Consider the following 14,192-nt stretch of genomic DNA (forward strand, 5'->3'; position numbering starts at 1 on the left):
ATCATCCGGCAGCCACAAAACTCCGCTGCAGGTCCTCGATCAACACCTCGACATCCTCCAACCCCACATGCAAGCGCACCACCGGGTTCAACGCCCGATCCTCGGCGCTTTGCCGATCCTGGGTATCGGCAACGGTCACCAGACTCTCGAACCCACCCCAGGACGCCCCCAACCCGAACACCTGCAACGCATCGATAAAGCGCTCCAGGTACGCGTCGTCATTTTCGCGAAGCTCAAAAGACAGCAGTCCATTGCTGCCCTTGAAGTCCCGCAGCCATAAACCGTGACCGGGATGATCGGGCAACGCTGGGTGGAAGACCCGTTTCACCTGCGGCTGCGCCTGCAACCAATGGGCGATTGCCAGTGCCTGACGCTCATGGGCGTCGAGGCGTGGCGCCAGGGTGCGTACGCCGCGCAGGACCAGATAGGCGTCGTCGGGGCTGACGGTATTGCCGAAGGTGTCGCTCATGGCCGCCAGTGCTGGCCAAACCTCCTGGCGCGTGCAGACGCTGCCCATGACCACGTCGCTGTGGCCGCTCAGGTATTTGGTCAGGGCCATGATCGAGATGTCTGCGCCCAACGCCAGCGGCCGGTACAGCACGCCCGAACCCCAGGTATTGTCCACGGCCAGGAGGATGCCGCGCGGCTTGCAGAGCGCGGCGATGGCCGGCAAGTCGCAGAGCTCGTACAGCAATGAGCCGGGCACTTCGGTGTAGACCATCCGGGTGTTGGCTTGCAGCCGTCCGGGCAGATCACTGCCATCGGGGGTGAAATAGCCGACTTCTACGCCGAAGGCTTCGAGGAAATCCCGGGCCACGCGGCGTACCGGCGCATACACCGCATCGGTGATCAGCACATGATCGCCGGGCCGCAGGTAGGCCAGGAAGGTTTGCGCCACGGCAGCCAACCCGGTACCGAACAGCCGGGTGCGGTAGCCGCCCTCCAGTTCGGTGACGAGGTCTTCGAGGGCGAAGGCGGTCGGGTTGCCGCGAGCGCCATAGGTCAGCACTCGCTCGCTGTCGCGCCGGGAACGGGCGTCACGCATCTGTGCGAGGTTGTCGAACAACACCGTGCTCAAGCGACTGACCGGCACGTTGACGGTCCGGGCACCGGTGCCCTTTTCGCTGCGCGCGCCATGGACCAGACGGGTGCGAAGCCGCGCATCGACAGCGCTTTGAGGCGGGCCCTGCAGCGGGTTGAGGCTGGCGATCTCCGCTTCGTTCATCTGCGCCAGCAAGCCGATTTCCCACGCCAGGTACTGGCGCGCCGCGTCCTTGTTTCCGGAATGGCGGTCGTGGGTGAAAAACAGGAAATCAATGCACTGTTCGTCCGGCAACGTGTCGACGCCTTCTCGTAGCGCCAGGCCGGCCGAGCGCCACGCATCGACCCCGCCAGCGAGCCAATGAACGTCGGTTCGCGATAGCTCCAGCGCCGCCAAGGCCGCGAGCCGAGGATCATCGGCGACCAGCACCAGCGGCCGCCGCTCGCCCGCCAGCGCACCGGCCAGCAAGGGTCGGATCGACCAGCGCGCCCCGGCAATGTGACCTTTGCGATACGCGCTGCTCGAACGCAGGTCGATCAGCGCCACCGCGTCATCCCTCAGGGCATCCGCCACGGCCTGCGCGCTGATCCCGGGCAGTTCCGCAGGCGCGAAGACGGCTGGAAGCGGTAACGCCAGGCCACTGCTCAATCCGCCCGACAATACAAAAGCTTCATGCCCGAGCTGCCGCAGCCAACTGGCGATGATCGGTGCACGCACGCCGTCATCGTCAAACAGCACCACCCGCGCCTGACGAACGCCCACATACAGATCGGTGGATTGAATCAACTGTCCGCCCGGCGTGTGCTGCGCGCCCGGCAATGTACCGGCGGCAAACTCCTCGGCGGTGCGCACATCGCAGAGAAACAGGCTGCGCCCGGCCTCTGCCGCCCACCGCTCGACCTGGGCAGCGCCGACCGTAGGCACTCCGGCCCAATCGGCCAGGCGTGTTGCCGCCAGACGCTGCGTAGACAACGTGGCGCTCGACACCTGGTCGGCATAACGCCGTTGGCTGCCGTGCTCCAGGTGAAAATCTTCCAGATGCCAGCCCTGCGTGCCGTTCTCCAGCGCATAGATCGGATTTTTCAGACCGAGGTCGATCAGCGTCTGGGCGCCGATGATGCTGCGGGTCCGGCCGGCGCAATTGATCACGATGGGGGTGTGCTTGTCCGGCACCAGATCATGCACGCGGTACCCCAGTTCGCCATTCGGGCAGCAGATCGACCCGGGAATGGTCATCTTGCGATACTCCTCCAAGGGCCGGCCGTCGAGTATCACCAGCGGCTCACCCCGCGCCTGCCATTGCGCCAGTTGGCGGGCGCTGACGTGAGGCGTATGACGGACCGCCTCCACCTGCTCGCCGAAAGCCTTCGACGGCACATGCACGCCAGCGAACAGCTGATAGCCAGCGGCCTGCCAACCGTCGGCGCCACCCTCCAGGACGTGCACGTTGGCGTAGCCCAGCGCGTGCAGGCGCTGCGCCGCGCGTGTCGCCAGGTCTCCGCCATCCTGGTCATGGAGCACCAACCGGACCTGAAGGTTCGGCGCCAGCCGTCGAACCTCCAGCTCCAGGCGGCTATAGGGCAGGTTCACCCCGAAAAACAGATGGGCTTCGCCGTACTGGCCGTGCTCACGCACGTCAAACAGGGCGATTTCCTGCCCGTCGAACAACCACTGCTGCAGTTGCTGGGGAGTCAAGGTCTGGCTCATGGGAGTCCCGCTGGAAAAATTTAAAGACTGGAAGGCAAGAGGCTGTCAGGCATAGGCCTTGATCGACGGCGCCATCTGCGAGGCGTTGTAATTGAGGATTCGCCCATCGGCTTCGACGCCGTAACGGCCGTTGAGCGACTCCAGCGGCAGGCCATAAAGATGGAAATGCAGGGTCGGTTGCTCGCCTGCGACCCGAATGCCATGCAGGTCCTCGCCGAGGAAGGCGATGGAGGTTCCGGGCTGTACGATCACTTCCTTTTCCAAGTACAGCGTGGTGAATCCGGGCTCCCGTCCTTCGTCATCGCGTTGATAGACGTAGTTGATTTCCTGGCCTTCGATGGCGCTGATGATGGCCCAAGTCTCATGGTTGTGAGGGATAGTGCTCTTGCCCGGCAGCAACGAGTTCAGGTACAGCGTCGGGGTGTCGCCGTCATCGTTGAGACGATAGCGAAACGCGCTGCTGCCCTGCCCCGGCTGCGGCGCCGGGAACGCCTCGAAATTGAACAGATCGCGGCGTTCCGCCAGGCCTTCCAGCAGCATGACGATCTGCTTGAGCGCGGCGCGGTCGACGCCACGCTGATGGATGACGCGCACTTGCTTGAGGAAGTCCTCGATGACATCGGCACGGTTACGGGTGTTCATGGCAGGTTCCTTTTCAGACGGACAGGCTGTAGCGGCTCAGGTTGGTCAACAGATACGGATCGTCCCGGGCGAGGGGCGGCCGTCGCCCAGGGTCGCCCAAGGCGTGGCGCAGGAATTCGCGGGTGCGCTCGCTGGTGGGCTGCTGGAAGACCTGGGCGGCGCTTCCGTGCTCGACGATCACGCCGTTCTCGGTGAAATAGACGACGTCGCTGATCTCTTCGGCGAAGCGCATTTCATGGGTCACCAGCACGCAGGTCATGCCCTCCTCGGTCAGCTCGCGAATCACCGTCAACACTTCGCCGACGGTTTCCGGATCCAGGGCCGAGGTCACTTCATCGAACAGGATCAGCTCCGGGCGCATCGCCAGCGCGCGGGCGATCGCCACGCGTTGCTGCTGTCCGCCCGAGAGTTGCCCCGGATAGGCGTCTGCCTTGTGCTCCATGCGCACCTTGGCGAGCAAGGCCCGCGCATCCTTTTCGGCATCGCTGCGGTTGCGGCCGAGCACCTTGCGCGGAGCGATCACCAGGTTCTCCAATACCGACAGGTGCGGGAACAGGTTGTACTGCTGGAACACGAACCCGACGCGCTTGCGCAATTCGATGCGCTGGGCCTCCTGGGCCAGTGTATGGACCTCGGTGGCACCGACACGGATGCGGCCACGCTGGGGCTGCAACAGCCCGGTGATACAACGCAGGATCGTCGATTTGCCCGAGCCGGAGGGCCCGATGATCGACACGGCTTCGCCACGGCGAACGTCCAGGTCGATGCCCTTGAGCACCGGGTTGCTGCCGAACGACAGGTGCAGGTCGCGCAGGCTGACGAGGGGCTCGGCGACGGTTTCAGTAGAAGGCATAACGTCGCTCCAGGTATTGGGTAAGACGGGAAATCGGGTAGCAGTAGGTAAAGAACAGCACCAGCAGGCTCAGGTAGATCACCACGGTGAAACCCGTCAGGTTCACGGTGTTGCTGGCGATCTGCGCGGTGTCGATCACGTCATGCACGCCCACCAGCGAGGCCAGCGCCGTGCCCATGGTGATCACCGCATAAAGGTTCATCCACGGCGGCAACATGCGCTTGAAGCACTGGGGCAGGATGATCGAGCGAAAAATCTGCCCACGGGTGAACGCCAGGGAACGCGCGGCCTCCCATTGGGTGCTGGGGATCGAGGCGATGGCGCCACGGAAGATTTCCGCGACATTCGCGCTGGCCGGCAGGGCCAGGCCCAGGGTCACCTTGACCCAGTCGGGAAACGCGACATAGGCCGTGCCGATGCGAATCTCGAACGGGAACACATAGGTGGTGAAATAGATCAGCACCAGCCAGGGCGCATTACGAAAGACCTGCACCCAGATCCGCGCCGGCCAGCGCAACAGACGCAGCGGCGACAGCACCATCGCGCCCACCAGCAGCCCCATCACCGAGCCCAGCCCGGTGGCCACCAGACTGATGAGGATGTTCTGGCCAAACCCTGCGACCAGTGCCGGCGACCATTGCCACAGCGCCTTGAGCACCGTGCTGTTCGGCGCAAGATAGGCCAGCCAGCACAGCGCTCCCAGCCCCAGCAGCAACTTGCCGAGATGGCGACGCGGCCAGGCCAGGGGCAGCACAGCGGACGAATCAATGGCCATAACCGGGCATCCTCAGGCGGGCTTCGAGCCAGCGCCCGACGCAATTGACGGTAAAACTCAGCAGACCGAAAAACGCCAGGATCAAAATCATCAGTTCCAGCACGTTGTCGCTCTGGGTCCAGATCATGATCGCCGCGTAGGTGATGTCGCCCACCGCGATGGCCGAGGCCACGGCAGTCATTTTCACCAGGTCGATCAGGTTGTTGATCAGCGACGGCAAGGCAAAACGCATGGCCAGCGGCAGTTGCACGTTCCACAACAATTGGCGATGGTTGAAAGCCAGTGAACTGGCCGCCTCCAGGGTCACCGTCGGCACCGCTTCGATGCCCGCACGCAGGGCCTCGGCGTGGAAGGCGCCTTTGTGCAGCGAGATCACGATCACCACCCACGCGAAGGGCGTCAGCGGGTTGGCCGCGCCGACGGCCTGGGTCAGCAGCATGTTCAGCACCAGGAAGGCGCAATACAGCTGCACCAGCGTCGGGGTGTTGCGGGTGACTTCGATAAACACTCGCGCAGGTCTGGCCAGCCAAGGCTTGCCGGAGGTCAACAGGGCGGCCAATCCGACACCGGCCAGCAAGCTCCCGGCAATCGTCAGCAGGCACAACCACAGGGTGGTCAGCGCGCCCTGCTCCAGCGTGCCGCGCTGATAGGCGTCGAGCAGGAAGTTGTAGTTGAGGCCGAGCCCGGCGCTCCACTGGACGAGTTGCTCCAGCCAATGGCTCATGGCTCGCTCCTCAATTGGCCGCAGGCGTGGGCGATACGCCGACCCGCTTCGGCGACGGTTTCGGTCGCCGTGGCGATGGACAGGCGAAACCACGGCGACAAGCCATAAGCACTGCCCGCGACGCCGGCGACGCCCTCCTCCAGTAGATACGCGACTACATCGGCGTCGTGCTGCAGGCGCTGGCCGTCCGGGCGATAGCGCCCCAGCAGCCCGGCGCAGCAGACAAAAACGAAAAAGCCGCCTTGAGGCTCAAGTACTTCCAGGCCCGGGACATCGCGCAAGCGGCTCACCAGCACATCGCGGCGCTGACGATAGGCCGCGACCTGTTCCGGCAGAAAATCCAGGCCACCCTCGAACGCCGCCAGCGCCGCCGCCTGGCCGACCGAGGAAGCGCCGGAGGTGGATTGCGATTGCACCACGGTCATCGCGTCGGTCAGCACCTGCGGCCCGGCCCCGAAACCGATCCGCCAGCCGGTCATGGCATAGGTTTTCGACACCCCGCCCACCAGCAGGCACCGTGATTGCAAATCCGGCGCGACATTGAGCAGGCTCTGGACGGCAAGCCCGTCGAAACGAATATGTTCGTAGAGTTCATCCAGCAGAATCAGCACGTCGGCATGCCGGCGCAGCACCTGGGCCAGGCCTTGCAGTTCGGCCGCGCTGTACAGCGCACCGCTGGGGTTGCCAGGGCTGTTGAGGATCAGCCAGCGCGTGCGCTCGCCGATATGCTGTTCAAGCTGTCGTGGCGTGAGCTTGCAGCCCTGCTCCAGCCCGCACTCGATGAAAACCGGCTCGCCTCCATTAAAACGCACGCTGTCCGGAAAAGATGGCCAGTACGGCGTCGGTACCAGCACTTCGTCGCCGTCATCGAGGGTCGCGGCGAAGGCGTTGAAAATGATCTGCTTCGCACCGTTGGCAATCACGATGGAGGCCAGCGGATAGTCCAGTTGGTTCTCCCTGCGCAGCTTGTGTTGCACCGCCACACGCAAGGCCTTCACGCCCGGCGTCGGGGTGTACTTGGTGGCCCCGGCTGCAATGGCGGCAAAGGCCGCCCGCTTGATGTGCGCTGGCGTGTCGAAATCCGGCTCGCCGGTGGTCAGGTCGAGAATGTCCCGACCGGCTTCACGCAGCGCCGTGGCCCGGGACTTGGCGGCGGCATTGGCGGACAGCGAGACACGCTGCACGCGCTGGGACAGATGAAGCGTCATGGTCGCGCCTCCTCCAGAACCTTGCCCGGATTGAGCAGATTGCGTGGGTCCAGCGCTTGCTTGATCCGGCGCATCAGGTCCAGCTCGACGGCACTCTTGTAGCGCCCCAACTCGTTCACCTTACGCTGGCCAATGCCGTGTTCGGCACTGATCGAGCCACCATGGGCATGGGCACTGTCGTGCACCCGCTGACTGAGCGCGGCGTAATGGGCCATGTGTGCATCAATTGTGGAGTCCAGCGGGTGGGCAACGTTGTAATGCAGGTTGCCATCGCCCAGATGCCCGAAGGTGTAATGCCGCACGCCGGGAAAATGCTGCTGGAGCAACGCATCGGTATGGGCAACGAACGCGACGACCTGAGAAATCGGCACCGAGATGTCATGCTTCATGTTGCGACCGGCACGCTTTTGCGCATCGCTCATGTTCTCCCGCAGCCGCCAGAATGCCTGGCTCTGGACGAGGTTCTCGGCGATCAGCGCATCGGCCAGCAGTTGCTGTTCGAAGGCTTCGCCCAGCACCTGCTCAAAGATTTCCCGGGCATGGTTTTCGCTGTGGTTATCCGACAGCTCCAACAGCGCGAACCAAGGCTGGCGAGCATTGGCGAAGGGCCGCGGGCCGTCGGGAAATTGCTCGCGCAACAGCGCAAGACACTCGGCGCTGAGCAACTCGAACGCCGTCAGGCTGGCACCAAAACCGGCGCGGGCATGGGACAACAACGCCACCGCCTGCTCCAGGGAGTCGAACGCCAGTAGCGCGGTGGCCTGGGCCTTGGGCAGCGGGAACAATTTCAGCGTCGCGGCGGTGATAATGCCGAGCGTGCCTTCGCTGCCGATGAACAGGTCCCGCAGGTCGTAGCCGGTATTGTCCTTGCGCAAGCCGCGCAAACCGTTCCAGATTTCACCCTCGGCGGTCACGACTTCCAGGCCCAGGGTCAGTTCGCGGGCATTGCCGTAGCGCAGCACCGCAGTGCCGCCGGCGTTGGTCCCCAGGTTGCCGCCGAGGGTGCAACTGCCTTCGGCGCCGAGGCTCAAAGGGAACAGGCGTCCGGCCTGGCGGGCAACGTCCTGGACGGTTTGCAGGATGCAGCCCGCCTCGACGGTGAGGGTGTCATTGTCGGTGTCGACGGCGCGAATCCGGTTCATCCGATCGAGCAACAGCAACACCGAGCGGCCGCTGTCGTCCGGGGTGGCGCCGCCCATCAGTCCGGTGTTGCCGCCCTGCACCACCACCGGCGTAGCTGTCGCGGCGCAAGCCCGGACTACCGCCGCGACTTCTTCGGTGCTGCCCGGATGGACCGCGGTGATCACTCGCCCGACGTAACGCCCCTGTCTGTCTGTCAGGTACGGCGCGGCTTCCTCGCCGCGTTGCACATTCCCGGCGCCCAGCAGGGCCTGCAAGGTCGAAAAGAGTGAATGGCTCATGGCTGCGAGGCCAAGGGAGCCGCATCTTGATACCTGGCGTGCAGATCACGCAGGGCCTGGGACGGTGCCATGCCGGTGCGCTCGCCGAGGTCGATCAGCCAGCCGCTGCGATGCCAGTCGCGCACGATGGCATCGAGTCTGGCCTGGGTGTCGTGCTCGCCCTTGCGCAGCCAGATCACCGAATTCGATGGGATCAGGTCCCCCGGCAGTGGGATCTCAAAGCCCGACCACTCGGCTTCGCTCAACAGTGCGTGCATGGTCGGGCTCACGTGCACCGCGGCCACGCAGCCATTGCCGCGAAGCGATAACAGCGACTCGGACTGGCTGCGAAAAGCCTTGATCTGTGCGCCATAGGTTTCTTGCAGCGGCTTGATGAAGTTGCTGCCCTGGGACACGCACACCGGTTTGCCCTTGAGGTCGGCCCATTGCGCTATGCCGGCGCCCTTGCGAATCAGCGCCGCGCCACCGACCTCTTCATAAGGCGTCGGCACGTAGTCGAGAATCTCCCCGCGCTCCTCCGTGAACTGCATGTTGGCGATCAGGATGTCGACTTTGCCCTGCTGCAAGAATTGCACGCGGTTCGGCGCAAGCACGGAAACGGTCTGCGTCTCCACCCCCAGCGCCTTGCCGATGCCCTGGGCCAACTCGACGTTGCCCCGGTGCTCGCCGGTCTTGGGGTCGATGGTGCCGAACGGCGCGCCACTGAGCATCACCCCCGACGCTGATGGCGTGCCGCTGCTCGATCTTGTCCAGTGTGGCGTCCGCCTGGGCCAGGCTGGCAGCGCAGCCGGCGGTCAAGGCCAGGCACAGAGCGGTCAGGGTTCGAGGGGAGAAAAATGAAGACATGGGCGATTACCTTGCGCGTCGGTCGTGAGTCGTTGAGAAAGCTGCAGGTGCGCCGCTGCTCAGGCGCCGTTGGCCTGGAACTGCTTTTGCAACTCGACCAAGGCGGGTGACGCCGGGGTGATGCGATTACGGGTCTGGGCGTCGATCAACCAGCCGCTGCGGTGCAATTGCTTGATGATCGGATCGAGCCTGGCCTGGGTATCGTTTTCGCCCTTGCGCGTCCAGATCACCGAGGGGGCCGGGTTCAGCTCCGGGCTCAGGGCGCGGTAGCCCTGCCACTCGGCGTTGTCGGCGATCAGCGGATTGATCAACGTGGCGTCATGCACGGCGGCAACGCAGTTGTTGCCCCGTAACGCCAGCAGCGATTCCGAGGAGCTCTTGAAGGCCTTGATCTGCACGCCCAGCTCGGTGAGCGGCTTGATGTAGCTGCTGCCCTGGGAAGTGCATACCGGTTGATTTTTCAGGTCTTCCCAGCGGCTGATCTGGCTGTCCTTGAGCACCGCCGCGGTGCCGCCGACTTGGTAGAACGGCGTAGGCACGAATCCGAGGATTTCACCGCGCTCGGTGGTCCATTCCATGTTGGCGATCAACAGATCGACTTTGCCCTGTTGCAGGAACTGCACGCGGTTGGCGGGCAAGACCGGCACCAGTTGCACCTCGGCGCCGAGTTGCCGGCCCAGTTCCTGGGCGAGGTCAACGTTGAGTCCGCGAGGTTTCTGGGTAGCGGGATCGATGCCGCCAAACGGGCCACCGGACAGCAGCACGCCGACCACCAACTCGTGGCGCTGCTCGATCTTCTCCAGGGTAGCGTCGGCCTGGGCAATGTCGACAGCTGCCAACGAGGCCAAGGCGCCCAGCAATACAGGCAGGAGATGTTTGACAGGTGAGCGCTCGAACAACATGGATTTCCCCTCATGGATGATCGGCGTACCCCGACCTGATGAGTGGGCATCCTAGGTACCGCTTGAAGCCAACGGAAATGCAAATATCTCATATCGTTATAACTCGCCCGGTTTGGTTTCCAGGCGAAAAACATATAACCGTTATTTTATTGGCCCACAGCGCAGATCACGTAAAGGGAGTGCAATCAATACATAAAAAACTGTAATGTTTAGGTTTTCAGTCTTGATATGAAGCAAATAGCCATGGCGACCCTGGATCTCGAATTGCTGCGCACCTTCATCGCCGTGGTCGACCACCATAGCTTTGCCGAAGCCGGCGCCCAACTGGCCCGCACGCAATCATCGGTCACCCAGCATATGCAGCGCCTGGAACAGCAGGTCGGGGTCACGTTGTTCGAAAAACGTGGCCGGCAAAAGCAGCTCACCGAAGCGGGCCAGCAGTTGCTGCGGCACGCGCGGCAGATGCTATCGCTCAACGACGATGCGCTCAATTCCCTGCGCGAAAGCAGCCTGAGCGGTGTATTGCGTATCGGCTCGCCCCACGATATTGCTGACACGATCCTGCCGCCGATCCTCAGCCACATCGCCCGCTCGGCCCCGCGCCTGCGCCTGGAAATCGATGTCGGCCGCAGCCCGTTCCTGATGGACGACCTGCATCGCGGCAAGGTCGACATGGTCATTTCCACCCGCCAGGATCCGAACCTTGAAGGCTTCGCCTTGCGCACCTCACCGGTGTGGTGGATCTGCTCGGCGCAGTACCTCCACAATCCCGGCGAACCGCTGCCGCTGATCCTCGTGGATGAGCCGAGCATCTATCGACGCTATGCCCTCGAAGCCCTTGAGCGCGCCAATATTCCCTGGCGCCAGGCCTACCTGGCCTCGAACCTGATCGGCATCAAGGCCGCCACCCGCGCCGGCCTGGGCGTCACGCCCCGCAGCATGGAAATGCTCGGCCCGGACATGCGGGTGCTCGGCGAGAACGATGGGCTGCCGCGACTGCCGGATGTGACCTATTACCTGTGGATCCGGCCGAATACCGTCAACGCACTGGTGCGTCGGGCTTATGAGCTGATCAGGAACAATCAGGGGCATTGAGGAGACAGCCCTCGTCGCTTCGCTTTATGCTGCCGGGCAGCAGATAGCCCTGCATCGCGTTCGGACCTGATACGGAGATCCCATGTCCTTTGTTCCCGCCTTTACCGATTTTTTGTTGACCCACCTGCAACAGGAAGAACGCAAGCGCATTCTCAAATCGATCGTGGTCACGGTAGCGCCGGAACTGTGGCTGAGCCTGGAGTCCGCGGCGCTACTCGACATCCAACGCAATCAGTTCGGCCTTGGCGGCCAGTTGGACGATCGCGCGGCGTTCAAGCCGGACGGCGCACTGGCTGACCGCGTCAACGTTCCCCGTTGGTTGATCGCTGCCGAACGGCGCAAAGTCGATATCTGGGTCGAGGACAGCTACGGAGAAGAACCCTCGACAGCCATCGAATTCAAGATCGTTCACAACAACAAGAACGCCTACGAGAAAATAAAGGGCATCCGCCAGGACCTGGTCAAACCTGTTCCCTGGACCGAGCCCGACGAGCCCATCGAACGCTGGGGCATCGTATTGCTGGTCTACACGCGCTTTTACAAGGACCAGCAAGGCGGTTACACCTATGGAAAATTCGCGACCTGCGAAGAGTTTCTAGGCACCTTTGCCACAAACCTGAGCGAGACCACGCCCTGGTACGCATCGGCGCCGCCACTTGAGCTGGCCATGGCGCCGACCCTGGTGACAGATCTCTGCGACGCCAACTACATTGCGCCTGGCAACGGTGCGGGGGTTTATCTGGCGTTGGTCAGACCCAGGCAGGCGGTTTTCGCTTCAGGGCAAACGGAATGACGACACACGTTGCGAGCCAATGACCAACATGCGGCGCTCTGCTCGAAAATCATAAGTGCATGGTCACCAGCGGCCACTGTCCGTGACGCAACACTGCCGCAACAGACTGTTCGCCGGGCAACATCGCCCTCGAAACTTCCACCCCCTCGCGTCCCCGTCAGCCGCCCTTTCTCCGGCTGTGGCACAGAGCCTGCAATATTCCATTTCAGCGGGATTACTTCCCGCTTGCCGATCTTTCGGAAATAAGAACATTGCCTTCTTGCCGCCTTGCCTGGAGCCGCTCGATGAAACCCGCCCTCCGTTATTCCCTGGCCCGCGCCAGATACCTGCTCAGCGCCTGCGCCCTGGCGCTGGGCCTGCCGTCCATGACCCTGGCCGCAGAGAGTCCACCGGCTGAAGTGCACCTGGACTACGCCTATTACTCGCCGGTCAGCCTGGTGCTCAAGCACTTCGGCTATCTGGAAAAGGCCCTGCCCCAGACCAAGGTGAGCTGGGTTCTGAGCCAGGGCAGCAACCGTTCCCTGGAGTACCTCAACAGCGGCGGCGTCGACTTCGCTTCGTCCGCCAGCCTCGCCGCCGTGCTGAGCCGGGCGAACGGCAGCCCGATCAAGTCGGTGTACATCTACAGCCGCGCCGAATGGACCGCCCTGGTGGTGCGCAAGGATTCGCCATACCAGACAATCGCTGACCTCAAGGGCAAGAAAATCGCCGCCACCAAGGCCACCGATCCCTACCTGTTCACCTTGCGCAGCCTGCAACAGGCCGGGCTGGACAAAGACGATGTAGAACTCGTCCACCTGCAGCACCCGGACGGGCGTACCGCCCTGGAAAAAGGTGACGTCGACGCCTGGGCCGGCCTCGACCCGCACATGGCCGCCAGTGAAGTCCAGGCCGGATCGCGCCTGCTCTATCGCAACCCCGGCTTCAACAGCTACGGCGTGGTCAGCGTCACCGAAAAATATGCAAAGGAGCATCCGCAGACCATCAACACCGTACTCGCCGCTTATGAACAGGCCCGTGAGTGGGCGGTAGGACATCCGCAGGAGCTGGCCAAACTGCTGGCCGAAGAATCGGGCCTGCCGCTGGAAGTGGCCAGGTTGCAACTGTCGCGTACAGATCTGGGCAACCCACAACTGAGCGCCAAGGACGTGCTGGCCTCGAAGGCCGCCGCGCCGATTCTGGTTTCCGAGGAACTGGTGCGTCGCGGGGTGAATGTGGACCAGGTCATCGAGCAACTGCTCGACACCGGCCGCCAGCAGGCCGTGGCCCTTAAATAACCATTGCCCAGGCGACAACCGATCCGCGCCTGGCGCGGATTCGGCGTTGCCGGAGAACCGCCATGAGCAGTAACAGCAAAGACCTTTCCAGCCCGCGCCTGGCCTTGCCCACAACAAGCAAGGCGCCCTTGTTCAATGCCGACTGGCGACTGCGTCTCAAGGGGCTGGCCCTGCCGGTGCTGATCATCGTGTTCCTGGAGATCATCGTGCGCATCGGTTGGCTGCCCTCCTACCAGATGCCAGCCCCCAGCGACATCGCCCTGACCCTCGGCGACCTCGCCGAAGGGGCGCTGTGGAAACACATCAGCGCCAGCCTGTTGCGGGTATTGCTGGGCTTCGCCATCGGCGCCGGCCTGGCCTTGGTATTCGCCGCCTGGGTTGGCTTGAGCCAGGAAGCCGAAGCCTATCTGGAACCGACCTTCGCCGGCCTGCGCTCGATCCCCAGCCTCGCCTGGGTACCGTTGCTTCTGCTGTGGCTGGGCATCGACGAAACCTCGAAAGTGGTGCTGATCGCCATCGGCGCGTTTTTTCCCGTCTACCTCAATGGCGTGGCAGCGATTCGCAACATCGACCGCAAGCTGGTGGAAGTCGGCCATATGTACGGGTTCAACCGCCGCCGCCTGGTGCGGCGGATTCTCCTGCCGGCCGCCCTGCCCGGCCTGTTCACCGGGTTGCGCAGCGGCATGAGCCTGGCCTGGATGTTCCTGGTGGCCGCCGAACTGATCGCCGCCACCAAAGGCCTGGGCTATCTGCTCAGCGATGGCCGCGAAACCTCACGGCCGGACATCGTCCTGGCGGCCATTATCGCGCTCGCCGTGCTCGGCAAGCTCAGCGACGGCATCCTTGCCGGCCTGGAAAAACGCTTCCTGGCCTGGCGCGACACCTTCAACGGCACCGAGGACTGAGC

12 protein-coding genes and 1 pseudogene are annotated in these 14,192 nt (G+C 63.5%); 4 read left to right on the forward strand and 9 right to left on the reverse strand.

What is annotated here, in order from left to right; all coding sequences use genetic code 11:
* Position 1: 1 nt before the first annotated feature.
* From metC to PSH78_RS15275, 9 genes and pseudogenes are all read right to left on the reverse strand, one after another.
* Positions 2–2,749, reverse strand: coding sequence for a cystathionine beta-lyase (gene metC, locus PSH78_RS15235; protein ID WP_305495158.1), 2,748 nt, complete (start codon positions 2,747–2,749; stop codon positions 2–4).
* Between the two features lie 45 nt (positions 2,750–2,794).
* Positions 2,795–3,391: a cysteine dioxygenase family protein gene (locus PSH78_RS15240; RefSeq protein WP_305495159.1), complete on the reverse strand. Its 597-nt coding sequence runs from the start codon at positions 3,389–3,391 to the stop codon at positions 2,795–2,797.
* Positions 3,392–3,404: 13 nt separating this feature from the next.
* The gene (locus tag PSH78_RS15245) at positions 3,405–4,244 is read right to left on the reverse strand and encodes an amino acid ABC transporter ATP-binding protein (RefSeq protein ID WP_305495160.1); all 840 of its coding nucleotides are present in this window, start codon (positions 4,242–4,244) and stop codon (positions 3,405–3,407) included.
* Positions 4,231–5,019 carry an amino acid ABC transporter permease gene (locus tag PSH78_RS15250; protein ID WP_305495161.1) on the reverse strand — a complete coding sequence of 263 codons (789 nt, stop codon included), beginning with the start codon at positions 5,017–5,019 and terminating at the stop codon, positions 4,231–4,233. The genes PSH78_RS15245 and PSH78_RS15250 overlap by 14 nt, the downstream gene beginning before the upstream one ends.
* Positions 5,009–5,743, reverse strand: coding sequence for an amino acid ABC transporter permease (locus tag PSH78_RS15255; RefSeq protein WP_305495162.1), 735 nt, complete (start codon positions 5,741–5,743; stop codon positions 5,009–5,011). The genes PSH78_RS15250 and PSH78_RS15255 overlap by 11 nt, the downstream gene beginning before the upstream one ends.
* The gene (locus tag PSH78_RS15260; protein ID WP_305495163.1) at positions 5,740–6,951 is read right to left on the reverse strand and encodes an aminotransferase class I/II-fold pyridoxal phosphate-dependent enzyme; all 1,212 of its coding nucleotides are present in this window, start codon (positions 6,949–6,951) and stop codon (positions 5,740–5,742) included. Before PSH78_RS15260 ends, PSH78_RS15255 begins: the two co-directional genes overlap by 4 nt.
* The gene (locus PSH78_RS15265; protein ID WP_305495165.1) at positions 6,948–8,372 is read right to left on the reverse strand and encodes an FAD-binding oxidoreductase; all 1,425 of its coding nucleotides are present in this window, start codon (positions 8,370–8,372) and stop codon (positions 6,948–6,950) included. The genes PSH78_RS15260 and PSH78_RS15265 overlap by 4 nt, the downstream gene beginning before the upstream one ends.
* Positions 8,369–9,218: pseudogene (locus PSH78_RS15270) on the reverse strand (transporter substrate-binding domain-containing protein). The gene PSH78_RS15265 and the pseudogene PSH78_RS15270 overlap by 4 nt, the downstream one beginning before the upstream one ends.
* A gap of 59 nt (positions 9,219–9,277) precedes the next feature.
* Entirely contained in the window at positions 9,278–10,120 is an 843-nt protein-coding gene (locus PSH78_RS15275; protein ID WP_305495166.1) for a transporter substrate-binding domain-containing protein, read from the reverse strand.
* Between the two features lie 243 nt (positions 10,121–10,363).
* Between PSH78_RS15275 and PSH78_RS15280 the strand changes: the two genes are divergently transcribed.
* The 4 genes from PSH78_RS15280 (at position 10,364) to PSH78_RS15295 (ending at position 14,190) form a co-directional block, all read left to right on the forward strand.
* Positions 10,364–11,215 (forward strand): LysR substrate-binding domain-containing protein, encoded by an 852-nt coding sequence (locus PSH78_RS15280; RefSeq protein ID WP_305495168.1) that lies wholly within the window; start codon positions 10,364–10,366, stop codon positions 11,213–11,215.
* Between the two features lie 82 nt (positions 11,216–11,297).
* Positions 11,298–12,008, forward strand: coding sequence for a hypothetical protein (locus PSH78_RS15285; RefSeq protein WP_305495169.1), 711 nt, complete (start codon positions 11,298–11,300; stop codon positions 12,006–12,008).
* Between the two features lie 284 nt (positions 12,009–12,292).
* Entirely contained in the window at positions 12,293–13,285 is a 993-nt protein-coding gene (locus PSH78_RS15290; RefSeq protein ID WP_305495170.1) for an aliphatic sulfonate ABC transporter substrate-binding protein, read from the forward strand.
* 62 nt (positions 13,286–13,347) lie between these two features.
* Positions 13,348–14,190 carry an ABC transporter permease gene (locus tag PSH78_RS15295; RefSeq protein WP_305495172.1) on the forward strand — a complete coding sequence of 281 codons (843 nt, stop codon included), beginning with the start codon at positions 13,348–13,350 and terminating at the stop codon, positions 14,188–14,190.
* Positions 14,191–14,192 lie beyond the last annotated feature (2 nt).

The organism is Pseudomonas sp. FP198 (genome assembly GCF_030687895.1).
Classification (GTDB): Bacteria; Pseudomonadota; Gammaproteobacteria; order Pseudomonadales; family Pseudomonadaceae; genus Aquipseudomonas.